This is a genomic window from Microbacterium sp. TW_SC_2, assembly GCF_055361165.1.
On the sequence record NZ_CM143952.1, the window covers coordinates 3,242,211 to 3,268,932 of the forward strand.

A 26,722-nucleotide genomic window follows, 5' to 3' on the forward strand; every position below is an offset into this window, starting at 1 on the left:
CTCTTCCCCCCTCGCATCGCAGCGCCCTCGTGATCGTGCCACCCGCATCCACGGTGGTCCGTCACGCCCAGGAGAACCACATCCACACCGCACCCGACCCGATCCGCGTCGCCTCGATTCCCGCCGCCCACCCCTATGTCCGCTCCATCGCGCACCCGCAGCGGGTGCGCGTGCTGCCGGACCCTCCCGTTCCCGGCGCACCGGCGACGCAATGGTGGCCGCCGGTGGCGTTGACCCCGCAGTGGCTCGACGGCCACGCGGCGGACTACGACGTGCTGCACGTGCACTTCGGGCTGGAATCGCTGTCGCCGGATGCGCTCGGAGAAGCCCTGGCGACGGCGCGGCGACTCGGCCGGCCGATCGTCTACACGGTGCATGATCTGGACAACCCGCAGCTCGTCGACCAGGAGCCGTACCGGGCGCTGCTCGACGTGATCATCCCCGCCGCCGATCAGCTCGTCACCCTCACCGCGGCAGCCGCGGCCGAGATCGCGCAGCGCTGGCACCGCGAGAGCCGGGTGCTCACCCACCCCACCCTGCTCGAGAGCGATGCGACCATCGGACACCGGCAGGACGGGGGCATCCGGATCGGGATCGCCCTGCGTGATCTCCGCCCGAACATCGCCGCCGAGGAGGGCGTGGCTGTCGCCGCCCGCGCGGCGGAGCTGCTCGCCGATGCCGGGACCCCGGTGGAGTTCGACGTGCTGATGAGCGAGCGCGTCCGCGACGATCAGGCGGCGGCGCGCGTGATCGCTGCCGCCTCGGCTCACCCCTCCGTGCATGTCCGCAGGACCCCGCATCTGACCGATGCCGAGATCGAGTCGTGGCTCGGCGAGCTCGACCTGTTCCTCCTGCCCTACCGTCACGGCACGCACTCGGGCTGGGTGGAGCTCTGCCACGATCTCGGGGTGCCCGTCGCGGGAGCGGATGTCGGCCACATCGCGGCACAGCATCCGCACGACTTCCACATCATCGACCTCGACGAGCCGCACACCCTGTCCGACGCGGTGCAGCAGGTCCTCGCCGCCGCCCCCTCGTCGCGCTCCGACCTGGTGCGCGCACGACGGATCGACCGGCTCGCGCACCGCGACGCGGTCCGCGACGCGCATGTGCGGCTGTACACCGCAGCCCTGGCGGAGGTGCGCGCGTGACCGCCGCCGAGCGGTTGCGCATCCTCGTGGTGGCACCGGAGCGGCATGCCCTGCGCCAACCGCACGCCGGCGGTCTGGAGGCCGTGGTCTGGAATCGGGTCCGCTGGTTGCGCCGACGGGGTCATGACGTGCGGCTCTGCGCCGCGCACGGCTCGGACTTCCTCGGGCCGGACACCGAGCTGCACCTGCCGACACCCCGGTGGCAGCACCCGCGCGATGCCTCCGACACGCACTTCCCGGAGGGCCATCGACGGCACCTCTCCGCCGCGTTCGCCCGGGTGCGGGATCTGCTCGACGCTCCCGCGACACGCGTCGATGTCGTCGACAATCACAGCCTGCACGGCGATCCGATCCTGTGGAGCCGCGACATCGGGGTGCCGGTCGTCACGACGCTGCACACCCCGCCGCTGCCGGAGCTCGTGATCGCCTCGAAGGCCCTGCACGGAACGTCTCCGCACCGTTTCCTCGCGGTGAGCCAGTACACGGCCCGCGCCTGGTCGGCCGAGGGCGTCGATGCCTTCGTCTTCTCCAACGGCGTCGACACGACCCAGTGGAGGCGCGGCTCGGGCGGCGGCGGCTGGGTCTGGTCGGGGCGGATCGTCCCGGAGAAGGCGCCGCACCTGGCGATCCTCGCGGCCCGGCACGCCGGGGCATCCCTCCGGCTCGCCGGCCGCGTGGGTGATGCCGCCTACTTCGCCCGCGAGGTCGCACCGCTGCTCGGGGGCGACATCGAGTACCTCGGCGCCCTTCGGCAACCGGAGCTCGCCGAGGTCGTGGGAGCGGCATCGGTCGCCCTCGTGACTCCCGTGTGGTCGGAGCCGTTCGGGCTCGTGATGGCCGAGGCCCTGATGACGGGCACCCCTGTCGCGGCGTTCGACGCGGGCGGCACGAGCGAGGTGCTGGCCGGCATCCCCGGCACGGCGATCGTTCCCGCCGGTGATGTCGCGGCCCTGGCACGGGCGGCCACGGCCCTGGCCGCGCGCTCCGCCGACGCCGGGGCGCGCGACCGCGTGCGGGCGGCGACCGCTGCGCGCTACTCGCTCGCCCAGCGTCATCGCGAGATCGAGCGCGTCCTCGCGGTCTCGGCGTCCGGGTCGGCGGGCGCGAGCCGCGCCGTGGCCGAGGCGGTCGGCGCATGATCGGCTGGTACGTGCACCACCACGGGTGGGGGCATGTGACCCGGATGCAGGCGATCCGGCCGCACCTCGACGACGACGTGACCGTGTTCTCGAGCCTCCCGCGGCCCGACGCCCTCGACCCGCGGACGACCTGGGTGCGCCTGCCCGCCGACGCCGACCCCGTCGTGGGCCGCGACGGCATGCCGCGCGCGGCGGAGGAGGGGGGCGACGTCACGGCCGGAGGCGCGCTGCACTGGGCGCCCGTCGGACACCCGGGACACCAGGAGCGTCTCGCGACGATGGCGCAGTGGATCGCGCAGCACCCCGTCACGGCGTTCGTGGTCGATGTGAGCGTGGAGGTCACGGTGCTCGCGCGCCTGCTCGGCGTGCCGACGATCGTGTTCGCCCAACCCGGCGAGCGCACCGACGCGCCGCACCGGCTGGGCTACGACATCGCCGATCGCATCCTGGCACCATGGGCGAGCGACACGATCGAGGCGGCCGAGCTCGCGGGTCGTGACGCGCAGGTCCGCCGCGTGGGCGCGATCTCCCGCTACGACGGCCGGACCCGGGACACCGGGCCGGATCCGGACGCGCGACGCGTGCTGTTCCTCAGCCGCACGCTCGACGAGCGCCGTCTCGCCCGCAGCATCGCGCTGCTCGAGGCGGACGGCTGGGTCGTCGACACCGCCGGCGCGCGCGACGACGACCGGGTCGACGACGTGTGGCCGCTGCTGTGTCGCGCCACGGTGGTCGTGAGCGCGGCAGGGCAGAACGGTGTCGCGGACCTCGCGGCGGCCGACGCCCGCGCCGTCGTGATCGCCCAGGAGCGCCCGTTCGGCGAGCAGGAGGACACCGGTCGCGTGCTCGGCGCCCAGGGATTCGCGCAGACCGCCACCGCCGACGTGACCCCCGAGGAGCTGCGGAAGCTCGTGCGTCGTGCCGCGGCGTCCACCCCGCGCTGGGACGGATGGCGGGTGGCCGGCGCCGCCGCGCGCGCCGCGACCGCGATCGCCGAGGTCGCCTCATGATCCGCGTGGCCGTCATCACCCCGGCATCCGAGAACCGCCTGGCGCACCTGCATCGCCAGCGCCGGTTCCTCCGCGAGGTGCCGGCCGAGGGGGTGGAGGTCGTGCGCATCGAGGCGTGGCTCGACGAGGAGGCGCCGCCCTCCGTCGCGGCGATACCGGTCGTGCATGTGCCACCCGGGCGCTTCGGCATGCGCGTGGGGGCCGCCCGCAATGCGGCCGCGCGTCTCGCACTCGAGCACGACGTCGACCTGTTGCTGTTCCTCGACGTCGACTGCCTCCCCGGACCCCGACTGCTGGCGCGTTATGTCGACGCCGCGCGGCGGGCGCCGGATGATCTGCTGTGCGGACCGGTGACCTACCTCGAGAGCGTGCAGCGACCGTCGACGCTCGACGACCTCGAGGCGCTCACCCGACCGCACCCGGTGCGGCCGCACCCCGCGGACGGCACGGTGGTCGCGGCATCCGACACCGAGTTCGATCTGTTCTGGTCGCTCTCGTTCGCGGTGACCCCGGCCACCTGGCATCGGATCGGCGGCTTCGACGAGGCCTACGAGGGATACGGGGCGGAGGACACCGATCTCGGGCGCCGGGCGCGCGCGGCCGGCGTCGGCCTGCAGTGGGTCGGCGGTGCGCACTCGTATCACCAGTGGCATCCGGCCGGCTCTCCGCCCTGGCGTCATCTCGACGACATCCTGCGCAACGGCGCCCTCTTCGCCGAGCGGTGGGGCGAGTGGCCGATGGGCGGCTGGATCGACGCGTTCGTGGCGGGCGGCGCGGTGGAGGAGCATGCCGGCGGCTACCGGCGGGTGCCACCGGCGTAGACCGACGACCCGCTAGTTCAGGACCGGGGGGATCTCCGACCAGAGGACCCGATCCCCGACCGAGGGGGCGATCGGGATGCGCCCTCGGCCGTCCGGCTCCGGGATCGCGGCGAGCAGGGCGCGCGTGTACGGATGCTGCGGCTCGGCCCACACGCGATCCGTCGGCCCCGACTCGAGCACCCGCCCGCCGAACATCACGAAGGTGCGGTCGGCGATGCGGCGCACCACCGCGAGGTCGTGCGAGATGAACAGCATCCCGGCACCGGCCTCGGCGACGAGATCACGCATGAGACCCGCCACGCTGGTCTGCGTCGAGGCGTCGAGGGCCGAGATCGGTTCGTCCGCGACGAGGAGCGAGGGCCGGGCGGCGAGCGCCCGGGCGATCGCGATGCGCTGCTTCTGTCCGCCGGAGAACTGGTGCGGGAACCGGGTCTTCACCTGCGCGGGCAGCCCGACGCGCTCGAGCCACTCCTCGACGGTCGACCCGGCGGCGCCCCGGGCGCGCGCGGTCGCGATGCCGTCGGCGATCTGGTCGCCCACGCGGCGCCGCGGATTGAGCGAGGTCGACGGATCCTGGAACACCATCTGGATGCCGGTGAGCGCGATGGAGCGACGACGGATGCCGAGGGGCGACACGGGTGCATCGCGGAACAGGACCGTGCCCCCGGCGGTCTTCTCGATGCCGACGACGGCGCGCGCCAGGCTGGACTTGCCGCTGCCCGACTCGCCGACGAGCGCGACGGTCTCGCCCGGGGCGACGCGGAGCGACACCCCGTCCACGGCCACGACCGGTGGACTGCCCGGGTAGCGCACCACGATGTCCTGCGCGTCGAGGACGGCGACCTCACTCATGGGAGCCTCCTCGATCGTCGGCGGGGAACTCGGGGTCCACGGCATCCGCCGCCTCCTCCAGGCGTGAGCCGGGGAGAGCCGCGAGCAGCGTGCGGGTGTACTCGTGCTGCGGCGACCGGAACAGGGTGGCGCGGTCGGCCCGCTCCACGATCTTCCCGTCCTTCATCACGGCGACCTCGTCGGCGATCGCGCTCATCACGCCGAGATCGTGGGTCACGAGCAGCACCGCGAGGTTCCGCTCGATCGCGAGATCGCGCAGCAGCTGCAGGATGCCGGCCTGCACGGTGACGTCGAGCGCGGTGGTCGGCTCGTCGGCGAGGAGCACCTCGGGGTCGCAGGCCAGGGCGCACGCGATCGCGATGCGCTGACGCTGACCGCCGGAGAACTGGTGCGGGTAGCGCCGCAGCGCCTCGGCGGGGTTCGGCACCTGCACGGTGGTGAGCAGCTCGACCGCGCGTTCCCTGGCGGCGGCGCCCGTGAGGCCGAGGTGCACGCGCATGTGGTCCGTGAGCTGGCGGCCGACGGGAAGCTGCGGGTGCAGCGACGCCGACGGGTCCTGGAAGATCATCGCGATCCGCTTCCCGCGGACGCGGTTGAGCGCGCGTCGGCCGAGGCCGAGGAGCTCCTCCCCCGCGAGCGAGATCGATCCGCCCGTGCGGGCCTGCCGCGGCAGGAGTCCGAGCACGGCCAGCGAGGTCAGCGTCTTGCCGGATCCGGATTCCCCGGCCAGGCCGTGGATGCGCCCGGCCTGGAGGTCGAGCGAGACACCGGTCACGAGGGGACGGCCGATGTCGATCGTCAGGTCGCGGATGCTCAGGGTCGGGGCTCCGGCCGTCGTGCGCGAGGTGGCGCTCATGCGGGCACCCCCGTCGCGGACGCCTGGTGGTCGGCCTGCTTGTCGTGGGCCATCTCGGCCGTCGGGTCGAGCACGTCGCGCATCGCGTCACCCAGGAAGTTGAACGCCAGCACGACCGTGAGGATCGCGAGTCCGGGGAAGACGCCGAGCCACCACGCGTCGAAGTTCTGCATCGCCCCGGAGATCATCGATCCCCATTCGGCGGTCGGCGGCTGGGCCCCGAGGCCGAGGAAGGAGAGTCCGGACAGGAGCAGGATGGCGGCACCGATGTCGAGCGTCGCGAGCACGAGCACGGGACCGGCGATGTTCGGGAGGATGTCGACGAACAGCGTGCGCGCCGGCGAGTGCCCGAGCAGCCGCCCGGCGATCACGTAGTTCTGCCCGCGCAGGCTGAGCACGATGCTGCGCGTCACGCGCGAGTACTGCGGCCACGACACGACGATCGCGGCGATCACGGCGTTGAACAGCGAGGGGCCGAGGGAGGCGGCCACGACCATCGCGAGGATCACGGTCGGGAACGCCATGAAGAGGTCGGTGATGCGCATGAGCGTCTCGTCGAGCCAGCCGCCGAAGTATCCGGCGAGGGCGCCGACCACGGTGCCGATGATCAGCGCGGCGATCACGAGCATGAGCGCGAGCGGGAGGCTCACGGTCGCGCCGGTCATCAGCCGCGAGAAGATGTCGCGCCCGTTGCCGTCGGTGCCCAGCAGCGTGTCGATGCCGGGCGGTTGCAGGCGGGGCAGCACCTGCGCGTTGGGGCCGAAGGGCACCCACCACTGCGCCGTGAAAGCGACGAGGATCCAGGCGCCGGCGATCACGGTGCCGATGATGCCGAGGGGGGTGCGCCAGGCGCGGGGCCAGCGGAACCGGAAGCGCCCGGCGGGGGATGCGGCGGCGATGCGGCTCATGCGATCCTCACTCTCGGGTCGAGGACGCCGTAGAGCAGATCGACGACGAAGTTGATGAGGAGATAGATGAGCCCGACCACGAGCCCGACGCCCATGATGCCGGGGAGGTCGAGGTTGGCGGCCGAGTTGTAGGCGTAGGTTCCCAGTCCGGGCCAGGCGAACACCGACTCGACCAGCACGGTGCCCGAGAGCAGGGCCCCGAAGGCCACGCCGACGACCGTGAGGATCGGCAGCGAGGCGCCGCGCAGCACGTAGTCGAGGATCACACGCATCGCCGGGAGACCCTTGGCGCGCGCCGCCCGCACGTAGTCGCTGTCGAGCACCTCGAGCACGGAGGTGCGGGTGAAGCGTGTGAGCAGGCCGATGGTCACGAGTGAGAGCACCATCACCGGCAGGGCGAGGTGGGCGAGGGCGTCGAGGAAGCCGACGCTGTCGCCGTCGAGCAGGTAGTCGACCGTGTACAGGCCCGTCACGCGCGGGGGCGGAGTGATCGCGGGGGAGATACGGCCCGACCCGGGGGCGATGCGCAGTTCGAGGAAGAAGACGTAGAAGCTGACCAGGGCGAGCCAGAACGTCGGGACGCTCAGCCCCACGAGCGTCACGACACGGATCACCTGGTCCGTGACGAGTCCGCGGCGATAGGCGGCGAGCGTGCCGAGCACGATGCTGACGACGAGGCTGAGGATGATCGCACCGATCGCGATCTCGATCGTCGCCGGCACCGCGGTGGCGAGGTCGCTGGTGACCGCGCGACCGGTCACCAGCGACGTGCCGAGGTCCCCGCGCAGCAGGTTCCCCATATAGATGAAGTACTGCACGAACAGCGGCTGATCGAGACCCTGCTCACGGATGAAGGCCGCCCGCGTCTCCGGGTTCTGCGACGCGCCCTCACCGAGCGCGGCCGAGACCGGGTCTCCCGGCACCAGGTTGGTGAGCAGGAACGTGACGATCGTCACGCCCACCAGCAGGAGCAGGGAGGTGCCGGCCCGCCGCAGCAGGTATCCGATCAGCGGAGACCGGCGCCGTTGCGCCTGCCTCCGCACCGCCACAGTCGTCATGAGAGGAGTGCCCCGCTCAGCCGGCCGGGGCGATCTCGGCGATGTCCATCTCCCACACCGAGTTGTACACGGCGCCGGAGACGGCATCCGCGGTCGCGATGTTGCGGCCGGGGACGATCAGCGGGACGAACGGGCCCTTCTCCTGCATCGCCTCGGCGAAGGCGGTGAAGGCGGACGTGCGAGCGGCCGAATCGGTACCAGCGGCGGCGTCGGCCGCGATGGCGGCGATCGCCGGGTCGGCGTCGGCTTCCCAACCGGCGCGGAGGCCGACCTTGAGTCCGGGGCCGAAGGGAAGGAAGTTCGCCGAGTCCGCGTAGTCCGGACCCCAGAACCAGAGACCGAAGCCCTCGGTGCCGGCGACGTAGGCGTCGAGCTCGGTGGCGAACGGCGCCGGGGCGAGTTCGACCGCGATGCCGGCATCCTCGAGCTGCGCCTGCACGCGCTCGGCGAGCGGGGTGAACTCCACGCCGCCGACCGGGTAGTCGTTGGGGAACTGCAGCTTCAGGGTCTGACCCGTGTAGCCGGCCTCCGCGAGCGCGGCCTTCGACCGGTCGAGGTCCTGCTCCACACCCGTGTCGAGCGCGCCCTCGAATCCGGGCGGGATGACGCCGGTGGCCTGCTCGGCGCCGGCGCCGGCGAGCTCCAGCAGGGAGTCGTAGTCGAGGGCGTAGCGGATCGCCTCGGCGATCTTCACGTTCGCGAGCTCGCCCGCGACGGCCTCCGACTGGTTGAGCAGCAGGAAGATGGTCTGGCCGGAGGGGACCGACTCGACCTGGAGTCCGTCGCCGAGACCCGCGACCTGGTCGCCGTTGAGGTCCATCGCGACCATCGAGTCGCCGCCCTTGAGGTTCGCGAGCTGCGTGGCACTCTCGGAGACGTTGCGCACGACGACGCGCGAGTAGGCCGACTCCTCGTCGCCGTCGTACTCCTCGTTGCCGGTGAGCACGACCTGCGAGCTGAGGTCCAGCGTGTCGAGGACGAAGGGACCGGAGCCGGCGGATTCGCCGTCGAGGAACGCCTGCGCCGAGTCGGTGCCGTCGGTCGCGCCGCCGTTCTCGATCACGACGTCGGAGTTGACGATGCCCAGCGCCGGGTTGGCGAGGATCGCGGGCAGCTGCAGCAGCGGGGTCTCGGAGACGATCGAGATCGTCTTGTCGTCGACCTCGGTGATGGTGAGGCCGCCGAGCAGGAAGTTCGGCTTCGCGTCGACCATGCCCTGGATGCGCTGGAGGGTGAAGACGACGTCCTTCGCCTCGATCGGCGTGCCGTCGGAGAAGACGCGGTCGCCCTCGAGCGTGAAGGTGAACTCGGTCGCCTCCTCGTTCTGCTCCCAGGAAGCGAGACCGGGCACCGGGGTCGAGACGTCGGAGCCCTCGAAGTCGACGAGGGTCTCGTACAGAGCCTTCGCGATCATGTTGCCGGTCGGGTCGTAGGTGTGACCAGGGTCGGCGGTCTCGATCGAGAAGGCGGTGTCGATGACCAGCGAATCCGAACCGGAGGCCTGGTCGCCGTTGTTCGCGGAGTTTCCTCCCGAGCAACCGGCGAGCGCGAGGAGCGCGACCGCTCCGAACGCGATGGCTGACGTGCTGCGGCGTGACGACATGAGGGCCTCCAAGGGCGAGGAGTACATTCGGGTGTGGTCGGCTCCGAGGTGGACGACCGGTGATCAGATTCGCATCATATGCGACGATGTGTCCAGCAAGGATGCAGATCATCGACAGGGTCTGTCCAGATCACCGGACGTGGGGAGCAATATGTCCAGCAAGGACGCCGAAGGTCTGAAGCATTCTGGACGAAGTGCCACTCCTTTGGATGAGACGGCATACAGAATCCTCGAAGTGCTGCGCGATAACGGTCGCGTCTCGATCGCCGCCCTCGCGGACAAGGTCGGGATCTCCCGCGCGAACGCCTACACGCGGGTCGAATCGCTCGTGCACGACGGCGTGATCACGGGCTTCAGCGCCCGCGTGGATCAGGGCAAGGCCGGGCTCTCGATCGGCGCTCTCGTGTTCGTCACGGTGCTGCCCCAGGCCTGGGCGTCGTTCCGCGACCGGGTGCTCGAGATGCCCGACGTCGAATGGTGTGCGATCACGACCGGCGAGCACGACGCGATGCTGCTCATCCGCGCCGTCGACGTCAGCGGCGTGCACGAGTTCTCCACGGGGGTGATCGCGCAGCTGCCCGAGGTGCGCACGGTGGTCAGCGTGGTCGTGCTCGACGAGGTGATCCGTCGCCCGTACCTGCTGCCGGGCGATCTGCCGGAGCGCACGGGCGAGACAGCTCCGCTCGGCATGACCCGGTGGACGCCGGCGTCGCCCGGGCGCGACAGCCTGCCCCCGCGCTGAGCGCAGGCGTCGTGCGCCGGCTCAGCGGGCGGAGAGTTCCTCGCACACGCTGAGCTGCGGCAGTCCGTGCATCTCGTAGTGCTCGACGAGACGGAGGCGCCCGTCCTCCGTGAGCTCGATCTCGCTCTCGCCGTCTCCCGTGACGACCGTGCCGTCGGCGACGAGCACGTGCACGAACGACACCCAGATCGTGTCACCGGTGCGCGTGCCGACGAACTTACCGAAGGTCACCGTGTCGCCCTCGTATCCGCCCCAGATCGCGCCGTCGCGTTCGAAGTACTCGAACACGCTCGGGGCGTCGGGGTCGACCGCCGACGTGGTCGACGAGACCATCCCGAATCGGCGGCCGTCGAGGGAGGGAAGCGTCGCAGTGGCAGTCACCCCTCGATTATGGGGGATGCCGGGGCCGGGGTCGGCGGCGGCGCCCGGTAGCGTGAGCGCATGGAGTGGATCTCGGACCCGAGCGTCGGCGATTGGCTGCGCGCACGACTCGACGGCGACATGGCGACGATGCACGGCGTGGTGCCCCGGGGCTACCCCGCCTACGCCCGGGTGTTCCACCCGGCGAGCGTGCGCTCGCTGCCGGACCGGCCGGTCCCCTCCCCCGCCGAGTGGGAGACGCTGCCGGTCGACGAGCAGCAGCGCCTCCTCGCCCTGTTCGTCGACGCGCCCGCGACCTGGGCGCAGGCCGCAGCCGCCTTCGGCACCGCGATGCACGCCCTCGCGCAGTGGCAGCATCTGGTCCGCACGCCCGTCGACGGAGACTGGCACACCCGCATCGCTCCCGACGGCCGGGAGTTCGAGGCGCCGTCCGAGGGTGAGCTCGATCCGGTCCAGCTGGCGGTGCTCGCCACGCATCTGGTGGCCCACACGACCACGCCGGATGCCGGAGTCGCGGCGCTCTGGGAAGGGCGGGGCGGTCTCCTCGGCTTCGTCGGACACACGCCGTCGCGCTCGTTCCTCGCCGTCGATGACGACCCGCATCACCGGGCGATGCTCGACCGCAGCACGCACGATCCGTTCAACAACGTCTTCCGCAAGCCGACCTGGCAGGAGGGCATCCTCTCCCGCGAGATCTCCGAGGGGCCGCGCCTCTCGCTCCCGCAGCGGGATCACGTGCTGTTCTCGGCGCCGCCCCGCGCCTTCGCGGACGAATCGTGGATCCTGGGCGCCCCCTGGCGCGACCGCGTCGCCGAGGGCTGGGGCTTCGAGCCCTCGGCCCAGTCCCCCAGCATCCTCTGGCCCGACGACCGCGCATGGGTCGTGGTGAGCGAGGTCGACCACGACTCGACGATCGTCGCGGGGTCCCCGGAGCTGATCCGGGCGATCTGCGCCGATGCACGCGTGGAGGCGCTGCCGATCCGCGAGGGCGCCGACCTCGGGTGGGACGCCGACGAGGTCAACCGATGACCGCGCCCCAGCATCCGATCACCTTCGACGCCGCCCCGCTCACCGGCCCGGTCGACCCCGCCGCCGTGCGGGAGTTCGCCGCCGAGGTGCGCGCGCGGCGGTCCTCGGGCTCCGCCGTCGGCATGATCATCGGCATCGTGGTCGCGGTGGTCGCCGCCGTGATCGTCATCCCGACCTTCGCCTCCGTGCTGATCGGCTTCGCGACGCTCGGGCGCGTGCCCGGCGCCTCGCTGGTCCCCCTCGTGCTGATCATCCTGGGCGTGGGTGCCGCCGTCGTGATCGCCTGGATGGCGTGGCGTCGCACGCGCGAGACCCGCTACCGCCTGCACCGCTTCGCGCAGACGAACGGCATGGTCTACGAGCCGCGCGTCGATGCGCCCGCCCTTCCCGGCATGATCTTCGGTCTGGGCACCTCGCGCGCCTCGACGGATGTGCTGCGCGGCTACAGTCCGCGTTTCGTCGAGTTCGGCAACTACCAGTACACGGTGCGCGCGGGGAAGAGCTCCACGACGTACCGCTGGGGGTATGTCGCGGTGAAGCTCGACGTCCCGCTGCCCAACATCGTGCTCGACGCGACCGGCAACAACGGCTTCCGGTCGAACCTGCCCGCCTCGTTCCACAAGGAGCAGCGGCTGTCGCTCGAGGGCGATTTCGACCAGCACTTCACGCTCTACTGCCCGGAGGGCTACGAGCAGGACGCCCTCTACCTGTTCACCCCCGACATCATGGCGCGGTTCATCGACAACGCCGCCCAGCTCGACGTCGAGATCGTCGACGACTGGATGTTCCTGTACACCAAGCGCCGCGTGTCGACCCTCGACCCTGCGTCGTGGGCGTGGCTCTTCGGTGCGGTGGGCGCCCTGATGACGAAGTTCGATCAGTGGGCGCGGTGGCGCGACGACCGGCTGCGCGCCGAGCACGCCGCCGTGACCGCGTCGGCTCCGGGGTCGATGACGCCGCTGCCGTTCGCCCCGCCCGCCGGACTGCTCACTCCCCCACCGGGCGTCGCGAAGCAGGGACGCCGCCTCAAGCGCAGCGGAACCTGGGTGCCGATCGTCTTCCTGATCGGGTTCGGCCTGTTCTGGCTCTGGAGCCGGTTCTCCTAGACGCGCAGGAGGGTAATGGGGGTGGGTGTCGCTTGGGGACCGACAACCACCCCATCCCCCCTCGGGATCAGAGGAAGGTCTGATTCTTCCTCTGCATGACGGCTGAGCCGTCGCGCTCGCGGTCAGCTGGGGACTGACGCAGCAGAGCGTTGCTGAAAGAGTATGCCGGGCGACGTTGCATGTCGTTGCGTCCATGCGCGCGCATGCGGTCGGAAGCTTCTTTACCCCGAGTGACGACGCCGGCGCCACCGGCTCCTGCATGCAAGAGAATGGAAGACGATGTCCGAACACGAAGATCACACCACCTGGCGGGCCGAGCGCCGCGCCTCCGTCACGTCGGCGACCGGAAACCTCGCGCTGGTCGAGACCCGCTGGACGGGCGCGCGCCCCGACCTCGACGCCGAACAGCGCGCCGCTGCCGACACCGTGGTCGTGACGCCGATCCAGCGCACGGACATCGAGACCGGCGCGATCGAGCACGGGCTGCGCCGCTGGGACGCCGATGCCCCCGCCATCCGCTCCTTCGACCGCATCGACACGTACGAGTACGACCCGGCCTGGGTGCTCGAGGGGCACTTCACCCCGGTCGCCGGCGATCGCCGGGTGTCGTTCGAGCACATCCGCGACAACGGCGGCACGCGCGACCTCGTGGTGCCGGGCGACATCCGCATCGAGCTCGACGGTCGCGAATACACGCTCGCGGCCTTCGACGACGGCGGCACCCTGCTGCTCGTGTTCGGCGACGAGACGAACGGCTCCGAGACCTACGGGTCCGGGCGCTTCCTGTTCGTCGAGCTGCGCGACGACGAAGGCACCGTGGTCCTCGACTTCAACCGGGCCTTCGTGCCGCCGTGCGGGTTCAGCGCCCAGTACAACTGCCCGCTGCCGCCGGCATCCAACCGCTTCCCCCTGCCGATCCGAGCGGGCGAGAAGAACGTCGTCTTCCACGACGGCTTCGACATCTACGCGGCGTGACGCCGCACACTCTCACCCTGGAGTACTCATGAGAAGAACCCGCATCCTGGGCGCCATCGGCGCCGTCGCCACGCTCGCCCTCGTGGCCGGCTGCGCGTCGGGGGCGACCGACGACGCCGCGAGTGAAGACGCCACGATCTTCATCGGGTCGCTGTACGAGCCCACCAACCTCAGCAACACCCAGGGCGGCGGCCAGGGCGTCACCGAGGCGCTGACCGGCAACGTCTACGAGGGCCTGTACCGGCTGACGGACGACGGCGAGGTCGAGCCGCTGCTCGCGGAGGACGCCCAGGTGTCGGACGACGGCCTCACGTACACGATCACGCTGCGCGACGATGTGACCTTCCACTCCGGCGACCCGCTCACCTCCGCCGACGTGAAGTCGAGCGTCGAAGCCGTCACCGCCGAGGACTCCGTCTCCGCGCGCAAGTCGAGCTTCGCGACGATCGCCGACATCGCCACCCCCGACGACCAGACGGTCGTCTTCACGCTGTCGCAGCGCTCGATCTCGTTCCTCTACAACCTCAGCTACGTCTGGATCGTCAACGATGAGGCCGGCGACATCACCTCGACGGAGGACGGCACGGGCCCGTACACGCTCGACGAGTGGAAGAAGGGCTCGACCCTGACCCTCAGCCGCTGGGACGACTACTGGGGCGAGCCCGCCACGAACGGTGAGGTCGTCTACACGTACTTCACCGACGCGACGGCCGAGAACAACGCGCTCCTCACGGGGGAGATCGATGTGATCACCAGCGTGCAGAGCCCCGACTCGCTCCCCCAGTTCGACAATGACGACTACGTGATCAGCGAGGGCACCTCGACCACGAAGGAGCTGCTCGCGTTCAACGACCGCGTCGCTCCCTTCGACGACGCGCTCGTGCGCAAGGCGATCTACTCCGCGATCGACAGGGAGAAGCTCCTCGAGTCGATCTGGGGCGACTACGGCACGCTCATCGGCTCGATGGTGCCGCCCACCGACCCCTGGTACGAAGACCTCACCGGGGTGAACCCCTACGACGTCGAGCTGTCGAAGGACCTGCTCGCGCAGGCCGGCTACGCGGACGGGTTCACCTTCACGCTCGACACCCCGAGCTACGACCCGCACCCCGCGGTGGCGGAGTTCCTGCAGTCGCAGCTCGCCGAGGTCGGCATCACGGTCGAGATCAACACGATCAGCGCCGACGAGTGGTACACGAAGGTCTTCAAGGAGCAGGACTTCGAGGCCACGCTCCAGGAGCACGTGAACGACCGCGACGTGGTCTGGTACGGCAACCCCGACTTCTACTGGGGCTACGACGACGCCCAGGTCCAGCAGTGGGTCGCCGAGGCCGAGCAGGCCGCCACGACCGACGAGCAGACGGCGCTGCTGAAGCAGGTCAACGAGAAGATCGCCGAGGATGCCGCGAGCGTATGGTTGTACCTGTACCCGCAGCTCGTGGTCGCCTCCAGCGACCTCAGCGGATACCCGGTCAACGGCCTGAACTCCCAGTTCTTCGCCTACGACATCGTCAAGTCCTGACGCGCGAGGGGGATGCCGCGCGTCGGCATCCCCCTTCCTCATCCTGAGAAGCCATGCTCGCCTATCTGCTTCGCCGCCTCGCGTTCCTCGTGGTGTCGCTCGTCGTCGCGATGATCGCGATCTTCGTGCTGCTGCGTCTGCTGCCCGGCGACCCGGCGAACGCGCTGCTCTCGGTGAACGCCACCCCCGAGCAGATCGCCGCAGCCCGCGCGCAGGTCGGTTCCGATCAGCCCCTGCTGCAGCAGTTCGCGACGTGGGCGGGGCAGCTGCTCCGCTTCGATCTCGGCGAGTCCTTCCTGAGCTCGCGCCCCGTCGGCCCCGACATCGCCGCGCGTCTCGCCGTGACGCTCCCCCTCACGCTCCTCGCCTTCGGCCTCGCCCTGCTCGTCTCGCTCGTGATCGGCATCACCGCCGCCGTGAAGGCCGACCGCTGGTACGGCATCGTGCTCTCCGGCTTCGCCCAGCTCGGCGTGGCCGTGCCCGTGTTCTGGGTCGGTGTGGTGCTGGTCTGGGTGTTCGCGCTCGGACTCGGGGTGCTGCCCTCCGGCGGCTTCCCCCGCGACGACTGGGAGGATCCGGCCGATGCGCTGCGCTCGCTCGCCCTGCCGGTGATCACGATCGTGATCGTCATGAGCGCCTCCCTCAGCCGCTACGTCCGCTCGGCCACGCTCGACGTGATCGGCAGCGACTATCTGCGCACCGCCCGCGCGGGTGGATCGAGCATGCCGGAGGCGCTTCTGCGTCACGGGGTGCGCAACGGCGCCGTCCCCGTCGTCGCGATCCTCGGCATCGAGCTGTCCACCACGCTCCTCGGCGCCGTCGTCGTCGAGAGCGTCTTCACGCTCCCAGGGCTGGGCAGTCTGCTGCTGTCGGCCATCGAGCAGCACGACTTCCAGGTCATCCAGGGCGTCCTCGTCGTCAGCACGCTGTTCGTGCTGCTCGTCGGGTTCGCCGCCGACATCGTGCAGCGCCTGGTCGATCCGCGCCTGCGCACGAGTGTCTCGGGGAACCGATGAGCCGCGTCGCCGAACAGCTGATCACCGCCTCCGTGCCCGTGCGCCGACGCCCGAAGGCGACCCTGCTGATCGGGATCGTGCTCACGGGTGTCATCGTGCTGATCGCGGCGGTGTCGCTGTTCTGGCTCCCGTATCCGCTCGCCGACACCAGCGGCAGCCGCCTCGAGGGCCCGAGCGCGCTGCATCTGCTGGGCACCGACCGGCTCGGCCGCGATCTCTTCTCGCAGCTGATGTGGGGCGCGCGGATCGCGCTCATCGTCGGCACCTGCGCGGTGGCGATCGCCGCCGTCCTGGGCACGATCGTCGGTCTCCTCGCCGCCTTCGCCCGACCGTGGATCGACGACACGCTCTCGGCCGGGCTCGACGTCGTGATCGCCTTCCCGGTGCTGCTGCTGGCCATGCTCGTCGTCGCCGTCCAGGGGGCATCCCTGTGGTCGGCCGTGCTCGCGATCGGACTCGCGATGTCGGCCGTCGTGGCCCGCCTCACCCGCATCCTCGCGCGCCGGGTGCTGCAGGAGCAGTTCATCACCGCCGCGCGCACGAGCGGCACGAGCGTGCTCGGCATCGTCTTCCAGCACGTTCTGCCGAACATCGCACCCACGCTCGCGGTGAGCCTCGCGCTGCAGTTCGGGGCCGCGGTCCTCGCCGAGGCGAGCCTGTCGTACCTCGGCCTGGGCGCGCCGCCGCCCAACGCCTCGTGGGGTCGGATGCTGCAGGAGGCGCAGGGCACCGTGCTCACCGCTCCGGTCGGGGCGATCGCTCCCGGCATCGCGATCATCGCGCTCGTGCTCGGTGTGAACTTCCTCGCCGACGGTCTGCGCGACCTTGCCGACCCGACCCGTCGGAGGAGCCGATGAGCATCCTCGACGTCTCCGGTCTCACCGTGCGCGCGGCATCCGGCGCGCTCGTGCGCGACATCTCCTTCTCGCTCGCGCCGGGCGCGCGCCTGGGCCTGATCGGCGAGTCCGGATCGGGCAAGTCGCTGACCACGCTCGCCGTGGCCGGGCTGCTGCCCGACGCGCTTCGGGCATCCGGATCGGTGCGGCTCGACGGCCACGAGGTCGTCGGAGCGCGGGATGCCGACCTCCGCCCGCTGCGCGGACCCGTCGCGCAGATCGTGTTCCAGGAGCCGCTCACCGCGCTCGACCCGCTGATGAGAGTGGAGCGCCAGATCGCCGAACCGCTGCGCCGGCACCTCGGGCTGCGCGGTGCGGAGCTGCAGGCGGCCGTCGCCGCCGCGCTCGACGAGGTCGCGCTGTCGGATCCGCGCATCGCGCGCGCCTACCCGCACGAGCTCTCGGGCGGTCAGCGCCAGCGCGTGGCGATCGCCATCGCCCTCGCGGCGCGCCCGAAGCTCCTCATCGCGGACGAGCCGACCACCGCGCTCGATGTCACCGTGCAGGACGGGGTGCTCAGCCTGCTCGAACGTCTCGTCGACGAACGCGGCATGGCCCTGCTGTTCATCAGCCACGACCTGGCGGTCGTCTCGCGCATGGTCGAACGCATCGTCGTGCTGCGCGACGGGCTCGTGGTGGAGGAGGGATCGGTCGCCCAGGTGCTGCAGGAACCGGTGCAGCCGTACACGCGGATGCTGGTCGACAGCGCTCGCGCGCTCGACGCGTTCCTCGATCGCGGGGAGGTCGGCGCATGAGTCTCCTGGAGCTGCGCGGGGCCGGCTTCGCGTACGGATCCCGTCGCGTGCTCGACGATGTGTCGCTGCGCATCGACGAGGGCGACTCGCTGGGCCTCGTCGGTGAGTCGGGGGCCGGCAAGTCCACGATCCTGCAGCTCTTGCTCGGGCTCGCCGCCCCGCGCGACGGAGAGATGCTGTTCGAGGGCGAGCCCCTGAACTCCCGATCCCTGAGCCGGTCGACGCGTCGCGCACAGATGCGTCGGTTCCGCGCGAGCGTGCAGCCGGTGTTCCAGGATCCGTACTCCTCGCTCGACCCGCGTCAGCGCATCGACCGCATCATCGGCGAGCCGCTCCGGTCGCTGGGTCTTGCCTCCGGAGCCGACGCCCAGCGGCGCATCGCCGAAGCGCTCGAATCCGTCGGCCTTCCCGCCGACACCGCCCGCCGCTACCCGCACGAGTTCTCGGGCGGACAGCGTCAGCGCATCGCGATCGCCCGGGCCGTCGTCTCCCGGCCCCGCGTGCTGCTCGCCGACGAGCCCGTCAGCGCGCTCGACGTCACCACGCGGGTGCAGGTGCTCGAACTGCTCGATCGGCTGCGCCGGGAGAACGGCCTGTCGCTCGTGATGGTGTCGCACGATCTGACCGCGATCGCCTCGGCCTGTGACCGGACCGTCGTGCTGCAGCACGGACGCGTCGTCGAGCAGGGTGCGACCTCCGCCGTGCTGCACGCCCCGCAGGATCCGTACACGCGGGCGCTCGTCGACGCGGTTCCGCGGCTCCCCCGCTGAGGCTCGGGCGGCGTCAGGATTCGCTGTCGCGCCGTCTCGGCACTCAGCTCGCGGACGGCGCCAACCCGAAGGAGGCGAGCTCCGCGTCGTTCAGCATCCGCGACCGGATCAGGAACCGCATCCCGGTCGGGCCCTCGACGCTGAAACCCGCTCCCCGACCGGGCACCACGTCGACCGTGAGGTGCGTGTACTTCCAGTACTCGAACTGCGATTCCGACATGTACATCTCGACCGGCTGCTCGAGTCCGACGTCGAGCGCGCCGAGCAGCACGTCACCCGGGCCCGTGAGGAACATCCCGACCGGGTAGCACATGGGTGAGGAGCCGTCGCAGCATCCGCCGGACTGATGGAACATCAGCGGGCCGTGCTGCGCGGTGAGGTCGCGCACGAGGGATGCCGCGGCATCCGTCACGTCCACCCGCTGGTAGCGGCCGATGCTGACCATGACCCTGCCCTTCCTTCGTCTCGCTTCGCTCGCTCAGGAGCCGGGGGATGCGGGCGGACGCTGAGGGAGCAGCGCCCGCCCGGAGGATCGAACTCAGAAGAAGCCCATCGGCCCTTCCGCGTACGAGACGAGGAGGTTCTTCGTCTGCTGGTAGTGGTCGAGCATCATCTTGTGGTTCTCGCGCCCGACGCCCGACTGCTTGTATCCGCCGAACGCGGCGTGCGCCGGGTACTGGTGGTACGTGTTGGTCCACACGCGACCCGCCTCGATCGCCCGGCCCGCGCGGTAGGCGGTGTCGCCGCTGCGGCTCCACACCCCGGCCCCGAGTCCGTAGAGCGTGTCGTTGGCGATCGAGATCGCATCATCGAAGCCGTCGAACGACGTGACCGAGAGCACCGGGCCGAAGATCTCCTCCTGGAAGATGCGCATGTCGTTCGTGCCCTCGAACACGGTCGGAGCGACGTAGTACCCGTCGCTGAGGTCGCCGCCCAGGTCGACCCGCTCGCCGCCGGTGAGCAGTCGCGCCCCGCCCTGCTTGCCGATGTCGATGTAGCTGAGGATCTTCTCGAGCTGATCGTTCGACGACTGCGCGCCGATCATCGTCGCCGGGTCGAGCGGGTTTCCCTGCACGACCTTCTTCACGCGCTCGAGGCCGTCGGCGAGGAAGCCGTCGTAGATCGATCGTTGGATCAGTGCACGGGAGGGGCAGGTGCAGACCTCGCCCTGGTTCAGCGCGAACATCGTGAAGCCTTCGAGCGCCTTGTCGTAGAACGGGTCGGCGGTGTCGCGGGCGACGTCCTCGAAGAACACGTTCGGGCTCTTGCCTCCGAGCTCGAGCGTCACCGGGATGAGGTTCTGCGAGGCGTACTGCATGATCAGACGCCCGGTCGTGGTCTCGCCGGTGAACGCGATCTTGCGGATGCGCTTGTGCTGCGCGAGCGGTGCGCCCGCCTCGATGCCGAAGCCGTTGACGATGTTCACGACGCCGGCCGGGAGCAGGTCGCCGATGATGTCGAACAGGAACAGCAGGGATGCCGGGGTCTGCTCGGCCGGCTTGATGACGACGCAGTTGCCCGCGGCGAGCGCCGGGGCGAGCTTCCACACGGCCATCAGGATCGGGAAGTTCCACGGGATGATCTGACCGACCACGCCCAGCGGCTCGTGGAAGTGGTACGCGACGGTGTTCTCGTCGAGCTGGCTGATGCCGCCCTCCTGCGCCCGGAGCACTCCGGCGAAGTAGCGGAAGTGGTCGATCGCGAGGGGGATGTCGGCGGCGAGCGTCTCGCGCACCGGCTTGCCGTTCTCCCACGTCTCCGCGACCGCGATCTCCTCGAGGTGCTGCTCGATGCGATCGGCGATCCGGTTGAGGACGACCGAGCGCTCGGCCGGGCTGGTCTTGCCCCAGCTCGCGAAGGCCTTCCAGGCGACCTCGACCGCGCGGTCGATGTCCTCGCTCGTGCCGCGGCCGACCTCTGTGAACGTCTTGCCGTTGACGGGGCTCACGTTCTCGAAGTACTGACCTTTGACGGGATCGACGAACTCGCCGCCGATGTAGTGGCCGTACCGGGCCCGGTAGTTCGCGAGGGCGCCCGGCTGACCCGGGGCCGCGTAGGCAGTGGACACGTCTTCTTCGACGATGGTCATCGTGACTCCTTCGACGGGCCGCGCGTCGGTGCTGCGGCTGTGCCTCGAAGCTAGGTCGCGGAGGGTTGCACGCCGATGCGCAACGTTGCGGATGGTTGCGCGCCGGCCGGGTGCTCCGGGGGGCTATTCGAGGCGCTCGATGCGGGCGACCAGACCCGCGCGCTTCGGCGATCGCGCCGGGAGCATCTCGAGCGCGAGGCGGAGACTCTCCGCATCCGCCTGCCCCTCGGGGATCTCCGCATACTCGAGCAGCACGTCGAGGCTCGCCTCCGAGCGCATCGCCTCCCGCAGCGCACCGCGAACCGATTCGCGGAACTCCTGCACGCCGGGCGAGGTCGATTCCGGCAGCACGGGACCCCGATACGCGGTGAGGGCGACCCGGTGCGCACCGCGGTCGAGCAGCGACAGCACGTCGTGGGCGTCGGTCTCGAGCACCATCGGCAGCCGGTACGGCCGCGATTCGGGCACCAGCTCCGGGGCGCTGCGCTCGAGCACCTTCCGCAGCCGCACCATCTCGGGACGCAGGGTGTCAGGGGAGACGTCCGGGCCGTAGACCAGCTCGCACAGCCGCTCGGCCGACAGCCCCTGGCGGTGCACCGCGAGCATCAGCAGGATCGCGGCATGCCGTGCGCTGAGCTCGATCATCGACTCCTCGTGCGGCGACTCGGTCTCGAGCCGTGCGCGGTCCCGCCCGAGCACATGCAGCGTCGCGCGCGCCGTCGTGCGGGTCCGTGCGGTCGGCGTGTGCGAACGTGCCGGCGGCGCGCTGCGCGAGCGGAGGCGGGCCACCATGAGCTCCGACTCGACCGCGCGCGCCGTGGCGTCGACCAGCAGGCGCGCCTGCGGGCTCACCACCTCGGGGCCGCCGGTGACGTCGATCACGCCCAGCACGCGCTTCGTCTCCGGGTCGCGGACGGGCGCGGCGCTGCACGACCACGGGTGCACGAGGCGGTTGTAGTGCTCCGCGCCGCGGATCTGCACGGACTGCTCGAGCGCGAGCGCGGTACCGGGGGCGGTCGTCCCCACGGCATCCTCCGCCCAGTTCGCGCCGACCACGAACCCCATGGCGTCGGTGATGGACTGCACCTGCCGGTCGCCCTCGATCCACAGCAGGCGTCCGGCCTGGTCGCCGACCGCGATGATCACGCCGGCATCCTCCGCGCGTCCGGGCAGCAGCAGCGCGCGGATCATGTCCATCGCGGAGGCCAGGGGATGCGCGAGGCGATACGCCTCGATCTCGTCGCTCGCGATCTCGAGCGTCGGTGCGGTCTCCGGGGCGACGCGGCGACGCCAGGACCGCTCCCACGACTCCCGGACCAGCGGACGCACCTGCGCCAGGCGCCGATCGTCGAGGTTGCCGGCCAACAGCTCCTCGTGTGCACGCTCGATGATCAGACGCGACGCGGAGGGCGTCGCATCCCGCGAGTCATGCCACGACGCAGACATGCGAGTCTCCGTTCATCGACGGTGGAGTGTGCCCCCAGTGTACGAGCGGACGCCCCCGTCATCCACCCCTCCCCACGCCGACCTCCCGCATGCCGACCTCCCCCATGCCGAGCCGGCCCGTTGTGCGCGAGCCACCCCTTTATATGCGTCCACAGAGGGGCCGTTCGCACAGAAAGGGGCCGGTCGGCACAGGAGGTGCGTCGGCGCAGGAGGTGCGTCGAGACAGGAGGGGGCGTCAGGAGCGCGCGGCCCACCAGTCGCGCAGTCGCTGCTCCGCGGTCTCGGGGCCGAGCACGCCCTCGTCGAGCCGAAGCTCGAGGAGGAACTTGTAGGCCTCCCCCACCTCGCGCCCCGGCGAGATCCCGAGCACCTGCTGGATGCGGTTGCCGTCGATCTCCGGGCGGATGGAGTCGAGCTCCTCCTGCTCGCGCAGCGCCGCGATCCGCGACTCGATGTCGTCGTAGGCCCCCGCGAGCCGTCCGGCCTTGCGCTTGTTGCGCGTGGTCACGTCGGCGCGCGTGAGGATGTGCAGGCGTTCGAGCTGGTCACCGGCATCGCGCACGTAGCGGCGCACCGCAGCATCCGTCCACGCCCCCTCGGCGTATCCGAAGAACCGCAGGTGCAGCTCGATCAGGGTGGCGACGGCGTCCGTCGTCGCCGTGTCGAAGCGCAGGGCCTGCAACCGCTTGCGCGCCATGCGCGAACCCACCACGTCATGGTGATGGAAGGTCACGATGCCGCCGTCTTCGAGCTTGCGCGTGCGGGGCTTGCCGATGTCGTGCAGCAGGGCGGCGATCCGCAGCGCGACATCCGGCTCGGCCCCCGGGTTGCGGGAGTGCTCCAGCGCGATGGCCTGGCTCAGCACCGTGAGGGAGTGCTCGTACACGTCCTTGTGGTGATGGTGCTCGTCGACCTCGAGGCGCAGGGCGCTCACCTCGGGCAGGAACTCCTCGATCAGGCCGCTCTCGACCAGCACGCGCACACCGCGCACCGGGTCATCGGTCTGCATCATGCGCACGAGCTCGGATTGCACGCGCTCCGGGCTCACGATCGTGAGGGTCTCGCGCAGTCGGGTGATCGCGTCGAACGTGTCATCCTCGACACGGAATCCGAGCTGGGCACTGAACCGGGCCGCCCGCAGCATGCGCAACGGGTCGTCACCGAACGAGATCGCGGGGTCGGCGGGGGTGCGCAGGATGCCGGCGAGCAGGTCTTCCACGCCGCCGGTCGGGTCGATCAGCTTCACCTCGGGAACCCGCAGCGCCATCGCGTTGACCGTGAAGTCGCGGCGGGCCAGGTCGCCGTCGATCGAGTCGCCGAACTCGACCGTCGGCTTGCGCGTGACGCCGTCGTAGCTGTCGGCACGATACGTCGTGATCTCGACCTGCTCGCCCTGCACGCGGGCGCCGATCGTGCCGAAGGCACGGCCGATGTCCCAGTGCGCGGTGGCGATCGGCTTCACGATCCGAAGGATCTCGTCGGGCGAGGCGTTCGTCGTGAAGTCGAGGTCGTGGGTCGCGCGACCGATCAGCGCGTCGCGCACGGGTCCGCCCACGACGGCGAGCTCGAAGCCCGCATCGGCGAACGCCGTGGCGAGGGTGTCGACGATCGGGTTCTCGGCGAGCGCTGCGAGACGAGAGAGGCCGTCGGCCATGGTGAGCATGCTTTCCAGCGTACCGGGGGCTCGGCGCCGGCCGATCGAGGTGACCGGGGGTGACGGTGACCCGTCCCGGCCTCAGAACAGCGGGTTCTCGCCCTTGGCCTGGGCGATCGCGCGAGTGCGGGCCTGCAGGAGTCGCAGGAGCATCGTGCTGAGCAGGAAGCCTCCGACGACCGCGACCGCGAGGAGGTACCAGATGCCGATCTCGGGGTCGATCACGCCGAAGCCGTAGATGAGCGCGACGAGCACGAGCAGGACCGTGCCCTCCACGAGCGCGAACGTGAGGAACAGTCGCGTCTGGCGTCGGCCGAAGTCGACCACAGCCGCTCGGACACGGGCATCCATCGAGGAGTCTCCGGCGTAGGTCATGTCCCCCACGCTAGCGGTGTTGATCATCCGGATAACGATCGGGAGGCTGCCGCGCGCGCAGCGGATCAGCGCAGGTCGGCCGCCTTAGCCTCAGGGTATGCACCGTCGCGCTCGCCTCCTCCTCACAGCCGCCTCTGCGGCCCTTCTCGGTCTTTCGCTCGCCGCCTGTGCCGCGACGAGCGTGCCGGACGCATCCGCGACGCCATCGCCGGTCGCCCCTCCTTCTGCGACGCCCACGCCGACGCCCATCCCGACGCCCACCGATCGCGTCGTGGTGATCTCGGTCGACGGCCTCTCGGTCGACGGCGCCCCGACGATCAGCTACACGGACTCGAACGGTGCGGTCGCGGCACTCACCGATGCGTTCGGATCTGCGCCGGTGGAAGGGCCCGTCGAGGGCGCCTACGGGAGCGTGTACGCCGGATTCGACTGGGAGGGAACGAAGGCGACGATCCGCGAGACGCGTATCGACCTGGTCGTGTCGGCGGATGCGACGGGCGTGACGTTCCGCACACCGGAGGGCATCGGCCTCGGATCGACGCGAGCCGAGGCCGAGGCAGCGGGAGCTCAGGCAGGCTTCGATGAAGACGGAGACGGCATCCCCGACCATCTGGGGATCGGCATGCGGGAGGTGCCCGGCACATCCTCGCTCGTGCATCCCGGTGAGGTCGGTGTGGAGTACATCGACCTGCGGATCACCGATGACGTCGTCACACGCCTCACCAGTGGTGCCAACGACTTCAGCGACCTCTGAGACGATCGGCCGTCACGGTCGTAGGATCGCCTCGTGACCGCCGATTCCGCCCCCTCTCCCGCACCGGGGTCCGCGCGCGACCCCTCGCGCCGCGGCTTCCTCACGATGGGCGGAGCCGCCCTGGCCGGTGTGATCGCGGGCGGAGCAGGCGGCGCGGCGATCGGCGCCACGGTGGCCGCGAACAACCGCGCCGGATTCGCCGCCGGCCCCGATCCTTTCGCGGCGCTCACCCCGCGCAGCGAGCCGGGCTTCGACCACATCGTCGTCGTGATGGGCGAGAACCGCTCCTTCGACAACCTGCTCGGCTACCTCTACACCCCCGAGAACCTGCCGGCGGGTGAGACGTTCGAGGGACTCGCGTTCGGCACGCACCGCAACACCGCCCCCGACGGCACGGTGATCGACGCGCACATCTACGTCGGCGACACCGATCGCATCATGAGCCACCCCGATCCCGACCCGGGCGAGGAGTATCCGCACGTCAACACGCAGCTCTTCGGCACCGTCGATCCGAAGAGCAATGCCGAGCTGTTCGTCGACCAGATGGAGCATCCGTTCAACGCGCCGCCGGCCGGCACGAAGGCGTCGATGTCGGGCTTCCTCGAGGACTACATCATCAACTTCCGTCGTCTTCGTCAGGGCAGGGAGCCGAGCACCGACGAGGCGCGGCACATCATGGGGTCGTTCTCGCCCGCGATGCTGCCGGTGCTGTCGACGCTCGCGGCGGAGTTCGCCGTGTTCGATCACTGGTACGCCGCCGTGCCCTCGCAGACCTTCTGCAACCGCTCGTTCTTCCACGCCTCGACCTCGCACGGTTTCGTGACGAACCAGGGCGGCGGCGGCTACGACAAGTGGATCGATGCGCCGCCGGCTCCCACGGTGTTCAACCGCCTGGAGGACAGGAAGGTCAGCTGGAAGGTCTACATCGACAAGCTGCAGCTGGTGTCGTTCACCGGGATGCTGCATGCCGCGGCGCTCGAGAAGTACTGGCGCACCGAGCACTTCGGCACCATGGAGGACTTCTACGCCGACGCGAAGAACGGCACCCTCCCCGCCTACGCGTTCATCGAGCCCCGCATGGTCTACGACCACAACGACTTCCACCCCCCGTTCGGGGCTCCCCGCGAGAGCGAGGTCGACGGCGAACCGGTGTTCGACAGTGCGATCTCCGACGTGCGGGCCGGAGATCTGCTCATCCACGACATCTACGAGGCCGTCCGCACGAGCGCTTCGGCCACGGGCTCGAACGCGGTGAACACCCTGCTGCTGATCACCTTCGACGAGCACGGCGGCTGCTACGACCACGTCCCCCCGCCCGCGGCGACGAAGCCGACCCGCGACACCGGCCCCGGTGAGATGGGCTTCCCCTTCGACCGGCTCGGATGCCGTGTGCCGGCCATCGCCGTCTCGGCGTACACCCGCCGCGGCACGATCGTGCACGACGAGATGCACCACGGCTCGGTCACCGCGACGCTGTCACGGCTCCATGGTCTGGAGCCGCTGAACGACCGCGATGCGTCGGCGAACACGCTCTTCGGTGTCGTGAACCTCGATCAGCCGCGGCATCCGGCCGACTGGCCCCTCACGACGCCCGCGTACACGCCTCCCAACCCGGAGCAGTCCGCACCGCATCCCGGGGAGAAGGATCACCTGAAGCCCCTGACTCCCCCGGCGCGCGGGCTCCTCGGGCTCCTCATCGCCCGCTACGGCACGCCCGGCGAGCCCGAGCCCGAGACGTTCGCTGACGCCTACCGACTGCTCCACGAACACGGCGAAGAGCTGTTCGGGCCACCGAAGGGCGCGTGACGCCCCGG

General features: G+C 70.6%; 26 protein-coding genes. 15 read left to right on the plus strand and 11 right to left on the minus strand.

Annotation, left to right across the window (positions count from 1 at the left end):
- Positions 1–29: 29 nt before the first annotated feature.
- From ACWA14_RS15745 to ACWA14_RS15760, 4 genes are read left to right on the plus strand one after another with little or no spacing between them, the layout of a single operon-like run.
- Positions 30–1,151 (plus strand): glycosyltransferase, encoded by a 1,122-nt coding sequence (locus ACWA14_RS15745; protein WP_463795349.1) that lies wholly within the window; start codon positions 30–32, stop codon positions 1,149–1,151.
- Positions 1,148–2,290, plus strand: coding sequence for a glycosyltransferase (locus tag ACWA14_RS15750; protein WP_463795350.1), 1,143 nt, complete (start codon positions 1,148–1,150; stop codon positions 2,288–2,290). The genes ACWA14_RS15745 and ACWA14_RS15750 overlap by 4 nt, the downstream gene beginning before the upstream one ends.
- The gene (locus ACWA14_RS15755) at positions 2,287–3,300 is read left to right on the plus strand and encodes a glycosyltransferase (RefSeq protein ID WP_463795351.1); all 1,014 of its coding nucleotides are present in this window, start codon (positions 2,287–2,289) and stop codon (positions 3,298–3,300) included. Before ACWA14_RS15750 ends, ACWA14_RS15755 begins: the two co-directional genes overlap by 4 nt.
- Positions 3,297–4,121 carry a galactosyltransferase-related protein gene (locus ACWA14_RS15760; RefSeq protein WP_463795352.1) on the plus strand — a complete coding sequence of 275 codons (825 nt, stop codon included), beginning with the start codon at positions 3,297–3,299 and terminating at the stop codon, positions 4,119–4,121. The genes ACWA14_RS15755 and ACWA14_RS15760 overlap by 4 nt, the downstream gene beginning before the upstream one ends.
- Positions 4,122–4,133: 12 nt before the next feature.
- Here ACWA14_RS15760 and ACWA14_RS15765 read toward each other — a convergent pair whose 3' ends face one another.
- Genes ACWA14_RS15765 through ACWA14_RS15785 form a run of 5 tightly spaced genes read right to left on the minus strand, consistent with a single transcriptional unit; the run spans position 4,134 to position 9,398 of the window.
- A complete protein-coding gene (locus ACWA14_RS15765; RefSeq protein WP_463795353.1) occupies positions 4,134–4,973 on the minus strand; it encodes an ABC transporter ATP-binding protein in 840 nt (279 codons plus the stop codon).
- Positions 4,966–5,829 (minus strand): ABC transporter ATP-binding protein, encoded by an 864-nt coding sequence (locus ACWA14_RS15770; protein ID WP_463795354.1) that lies wholly within the window; start codon positions 5,827–5,829, stop codon positions 4,966–4,968. The genes ACWA14_RS15765 and ACWA14_RS15770 overlap by 8 nt, the downstream gene beginning before the upstream one ends.
- A complete protein-coding gene (locus ACWA14_RS15775) occupies positions 5,826–6,737 on the minus strand; it encodes an ABC transporter permease (protein ID WP_463795355.1) in 912 nt (303 codons plus the stop codon). Before ACWA14_RS15775 ends, ACWA14_RS15770 begins: the two co-directional genes overlap by 4 nt.
- Complete coding sequence (locus ACWA14_RS15780) at positions 6,734–7,795, minus strand: ABC transporter permease (RefSeq protein ID WP_463795356.1); 1,062 nt, start codon at positions 7,793–7,795, stop codon at positions 6,734–6,736. Before ACWA14_RS15780 ends, ACWA14_RS15775 begins: the two co-directional genes overlap by 4 nt.
- Positions 7,796–7,811: 16 nt before the next feature.
- The gene (locus tag ACWA14_RS15785) at positions 7,812–9,398 is read right to left on the minus strand and encodes an ABC transporter substrate-binding protein (protein WP_463795357.1); all 1,587 of its coding nucleotides are present in this window, start codon (positions 9,396–9,398) and stop codon (positions 7,812–7,814) included.
- Between the two features lie 151 nt (positions 9,399–9,549).
- Between ACWA14_RS15785 and ACWA14_RS15790 the strand changes: the two genes are divergently transcribed.
- Positions 9,550–10,140 (plus strand): Lrp/AsnC family transcriptional regulator, encoded by a 591-nt coding sequence (locus tag ACWA14_RS15790; protein WP_463795358.1) that lies wholly within the window; start codon positions 9,550–9,552, stop codon positions 10,138–10,140.
- Positions 10,141–10,161: 21 nt separating this feature from the next.
- On the opposite strand, the gene ACWA14_RS15795 is transcribed toward ACWA14_RS15790, so the two are convergent.
- Positions 10,162–10,521, minus strand: a complete 360-nt coding sequence (locus tag ACWA14_RS15795; RefSeq protein ID WP_463795359.1) for a hypothetical protein — start codon at positions 10,519–10,521, stop codon at positions 10,162–10,164.
- A gap of 60 nt (positions 10,522–10,581) precedes the next feature.
- Here ACWA14_RS15795 and ACWA14_RS15800 point away from each other — a divergent pair, with 60 nt between their 5' ends.
- The 8 genes from ACWA14_RS15800 (at position 10,582) to ACWA14_RS15835 (ending at position 18,590) form a co-directional block, all read left to right on the plus strand.
- The gene (locus ACWA14_RS15800; protein ID WP_463795360.1) at positions 10,582–11,550 is read left to right on the plus strand and encodes a hypothetical protein; all 969 of its coding nucleotides are present in this window, start codon (positions 10,582–10,584) and stop codon (positions 11,548–11,550) included.
- Positions 11,547–12,656, plus strand: a complete 1,110-nt coding sequence (locus tag ACWA14_RS15805) for a hypothetical protein (RefSeq protein ID WP_463795361.1) — start codon at positions 11,547–11,549, stop codon at positions 12,654–12,656. The genes ACWA14_RS15800 and ACWA14_RS15805 overlap by 4 nt, the downstream gene beginning before the upstream one ends.
- Positions 12,657–12,935: 279 nt before the next feature.
- A complete protein-coding gene (locus ACWA14_RS15810) occupies positions 12,936–13,631 on the plus strand; it encodes a DUF1684 domain-containing protein (RefSeq protein WP_463795362.1) in 696 nt (231 codons plus the stop codon).
- A 28-nt stretch (positions 13,632–13,659) separates the two neighbouring features.
- Positions 13,660–15,153, plus strand: coding sequence for an ABC transporter substrate-binding protein (locus tag ACWA14_RS15815; RefSeq protein ID WP_463795363.1), 1,494 nt, complete (start codon positions 13,660–13,662; stop codon positions 15,151–15,153).
- Between the two features lie 53 nt (positions 15,154–15,206).
- Positions 15,207–16,169: an ABC transporter permease gene (locus ACWA14_RS15820; protein ID WP_463795364.1), complete on the plus strand. Its 963-nt coding sequence runs from the start codon at positions 15,207–15,209 to the stop codon at positions 16,167–16,169.
- Entirely contained in the window at positions 16,166–17,026 is an 861-nt protein-coding gene (locus ACWA14_RS15825) for an ABC transporter permease (RefSeq protein ID WP_463795365.1), read from the plus strand. The genes ACWA14_RS15820 and ACWA14_RS15825 overlap by 4 nt, the downstream gene beginning before the upstream one ends.
- Positions 17,023–17,820: an ATP-binding cassette domain-containing protein gene (locus ACWA14_RS15830; protein WP_463795366.1), complete on the plus strand. Its 798-nt coding sequence runs from the start codon at positions 17,023–17,025 to the stop codon at positions 17,818–17,820. The genes ACWA14_RS15825 and ACWA14_RS15830 overlap by 4 nt, the downstream gene beginning before the upstream one ends.
- Positions 17,817–18,590, plus strand: coding sequence for an ABC transporter ATP-binding protein (locus tag ACWA14_RS15835; protein WP_463795367.1), 774 nt, complete (start codon positions 17,817–17,819; stop codon positions 18,588–18,590). Before ACWA14_RS15830 ends, ACWA14_RS15835 begins: the two co-directional genes overlap by 4 nt.
- 43 nt (positions 18,591–18,633) lie before the next feature.
- Here the strand turns inward: ACWA14_RS15835 and ACWA14_RS15840 are convergent, their stop codons facing one another.
- The 5 genes from ACWA14_RS15840 to ACWA14_RS15860 all read right to left on the minus strand — a co-directional run bounded on the left by ACWA14_RS15840 (position 18,634) and on the right by ACWA14_RS15860 (position 24,154).
- Positions 18,634–19,035, minus strand: coding sequence for a DUF779 domain-containing protein (locus tag ACWA14_RS15840; RefSeq protein ID WP_463795368.1), 402 nt, complete (start codon positions 19,033–19,035; stop codon positions 18,634–18,636).
- 93 nt (positions 19,036–19,128) lie between these two features.
- Complete coding sequence (gene exaC, locus ACWA14_RS15845; RefSeq protein WP_463795369.1) at positions 19,129–20,679, minus strand: acetaldehyde dehydrogenase ExaC; 1,551 nt, start codon at positions 20,677–20,679, stop codon at positions 19,129–19,131.
- 123 nt (positions 20,680–20,802) lie between these two features.
- The gene (locus ACWA14_RS15850; protein WP_463795370.1) at positions 20,803–22,125 is read right to left on the minus strand and encodes a GAF domain-containing protein; all 1,323 of its coding nucleotides are present in this window, start codon (positions 22,123–22,125) and stop codon (positions 20,803–20,805) included.
- 235 nt (positions 22,126–22,360) lie between these two features.
- On the minus strand, positions 22,361–23,788 hold the full coding sequence (locus ACWA14_RS15855; RefSeq protein WP_463795371.1) for a CCA tRNA nucleotidyltransferase: 1,428 nt from the start codon (positions 23,786–23,788) through the stop codon (positions 22,361–22,363).
- A 72-nt stretch (positions 23,789–23,860) separates the two neighbouring features.
- Positions 23,861–24,154 carry a hypothetical protein gene (locus ACWA14_RS15860; RefSeq protein WP_463795372.1) on the minus strand — a complete coding sequence of 98 codons (294 nt, stop codon included), beginning with the start codon at positions 24,152–24,154 and terminating at the stop codon, positions 23,861–23,863.
- 97 nt (positions 24,155–24,251) lie between these two features.
- On the opposite strand from ACWA14_RS15860, the gene ACWA14_RS15865 reads away from it, so the two are divergent.
- Both ACWA14_RS15865 and ACWA14_RS15870 read left to right on the plus strand, forming a co-directional pair.
- Positions 24,252–24,908, plus strand: coding sequence for a hypothetical protein (locus tag ACWA14_RS15865; RefSeq protein WP_463795373.1), 657 nt, complete (start codon positions 24,252–24,254; stop codon positions 24,906–24,908).
- Positions 24,909–24,941: 33 nt separating this feature from the next.
- Positions 24,942–26,714 carry an alkaline phosphatase family protein gene (locus tag ACWA14_RS15870; RefSeq protein ID WP_463795374.1) on the plus strand — a complete coding sequence of 591 codons (1,773 nt, stop codon included), beginning with the start codon at positions 24,942–24,944 and terminating at the stop codon, positions 26,712–26,714.
- Positions 26,715–26,722: the final 8 nt, after the last annotated feature.

What these genes read in the sequence shown, in the direction of transcription:
- ACWA14_RS15755 (WP_463795351.1), top strand. Translation starts at nt 2,287, where the DNA reads ATGATCGGCTGGTACGTGCACCACCACGGGTGGGGGCATGTGACCCGG.
- ACWA14_RS15760 (WP_463795352.1), top strand. Translation starts at nt 3,297, where the DNA reads ATGATCCGCGTGGCCGTCATCACCCCGGCATCCGAGAACCGCCTGGCG.
- ACWA14_RS15765 (WP_463795353.1), bottom strand. Translation starts at nt 4,973, where the DNA reads ATGAGTGAGGTCGCCGTCCTCGACGCGCAGGACATCGTGGTGCGCTAC.
- ACWA14_RS15770 (WP_463795354.1), bottom strand. Translation starts at nt 5,829, where the DNA reads ATGAGCGCCACCTCGCGCACGACGGCCGGAGCCCCGACCCTGAGCATC.
- ACWA14_RS15775 (WP_463795355.1), bottom strand. Translation starts at nt 6,737, where the DNA reads ATGAGCCGCATCGCCGCCGCATCCCCCGCCGGGCGCTTCCGGTTCCGC.
- ACWA14_RS15780 (WP_463795356.1), bottom strand. Translation starts at nt 7,795, where the DNA reads ATGACGACTGTGGCGGTGCGGAGGCAGGCGCAACGGCGCCGGTCTCCG.
- ACWA14_RS15785 (WP_463795357.1), bottom strand. Translation starts at nt 9,398, where the DNA reads ATGTCGTCACGCCGCAGCACGTCAGCCATCGCGTTCGGAGCGGTCGCG.
- ACWA14_RS15790 (WP_463795358.1), top strand. Translation starts at nt 9,550, where the DNA reads ATGTCCAGCAAGGACGCCGAAGGTCTGAAGCATTCTGGACGAAGTGCC.
- ACWA14_RS15800 (WP_463795360.1), top strand. Translation starts at nt 10,582, where the DNA reads ATGGAGTGGATCTCGGACCCGAGCGTCGGCGATTGGCTGCGCGCACGA.
- ACWA14_RS15805 (WP_463795361.1), top strand. Translation starts at nt 11,547, where the DNA reads ATGACCGCGCCCCAGCATCCGATCACCTTCGACGCCGCCCCGCTCACC.
- ACWA14_RS15810 (WP_463795362.1), top strand. Translation starts at nt 12,936, where the DNA reads ATGTCCGAACACGAAGATCACACCACCTGGCGGGCCGAGCGCCGCGCC.
- ACWA14_RS15815 (WP_463795363.1), top strand. Translation starts at nt 13,660, where the DNA reads ATGAGAAGAACCCGCATCCTGGGCGCCATCGGCGCCGTCGCCACGCTC.
- ACWA14_RS15820 (WP_463795364.1), top strand. Translation starts at nt 15,207, where the DNA reads ATGCTCGCCTATCTGCTTCGCCGCCTCGCGTTCCTCGTGGTGTCGCTC.
- ACWA14_RS15825 (WP_463795365.1), top strand. Translation starts at nt 16,166, where the DNA reads ATGAGCCGCGTCGCCGAACAGCTGATCACCGCCTCCGTGCCCGTGCGC.
- ACWA14_RS15830 (WP_463795366.1), top strand. Translation starts at nt 17,023, where the DNA reads ATGAGCATCCTCGACGTCTCCGGTCTCACCGTGCGCGCGGCATCCGGC.
- ACWA14_RS15835 (WP_463795367.1), top strand. Translation starts at nt 17,817, where the DNA reads ATGAGTCTCCTGGAGCTGCGCGGGGCCGGCTTCGCGTACGGATCCCGT.
- ACWA14_RS15840 (WP_463795368.1), bottom strand. Translation starts at nt 19,035, where the DNA reads ATGGTCAGCATCGGCCGCTACCAGCGGGTGGACGTGACGGATGCCGCG.
- exaC (WP_463795369.1), bottom strand. Translation starts at nt 20,679, where the DNA reads ATGACCATCGTCGAAGAAGACGTGTCCACTGCCTACGCGGCCCCGGGT.
- ACWA14_RS15850 (WP_463795370.1), bottom strand. Translation starts at nt 22,125, where the DNA reads ATGTCTGCGTCGTGGCATGACTCGCGGGATGCGACGCCCTCCGCGTCG.
- ACWA14_RS15855 (WP_463795371.1), bottom strand. Translation starts at nt 23,788, where the DNA reads ATGCTCACCATGGCCGACGGCCTCTCTCGTCTCGCAGCGCTCGCCGAG.
- ACWA14_RS15860 (WP_463795372.1), bottom strand. Translation starts at nt 24,154, where the DNA reads ATGACCTACGCCGGAGACTCCTCGATGGATGCCCGTGTCCGAGCGGCT.
- ACWA14_RS15865 (WP_463795373.1), top strand. Translation starts at nt 24,252, where the DNA reads ATGCACCGTCGCGCTCGCCTCCTCCTCACAGCCGCCTCTGCGGCCCTT.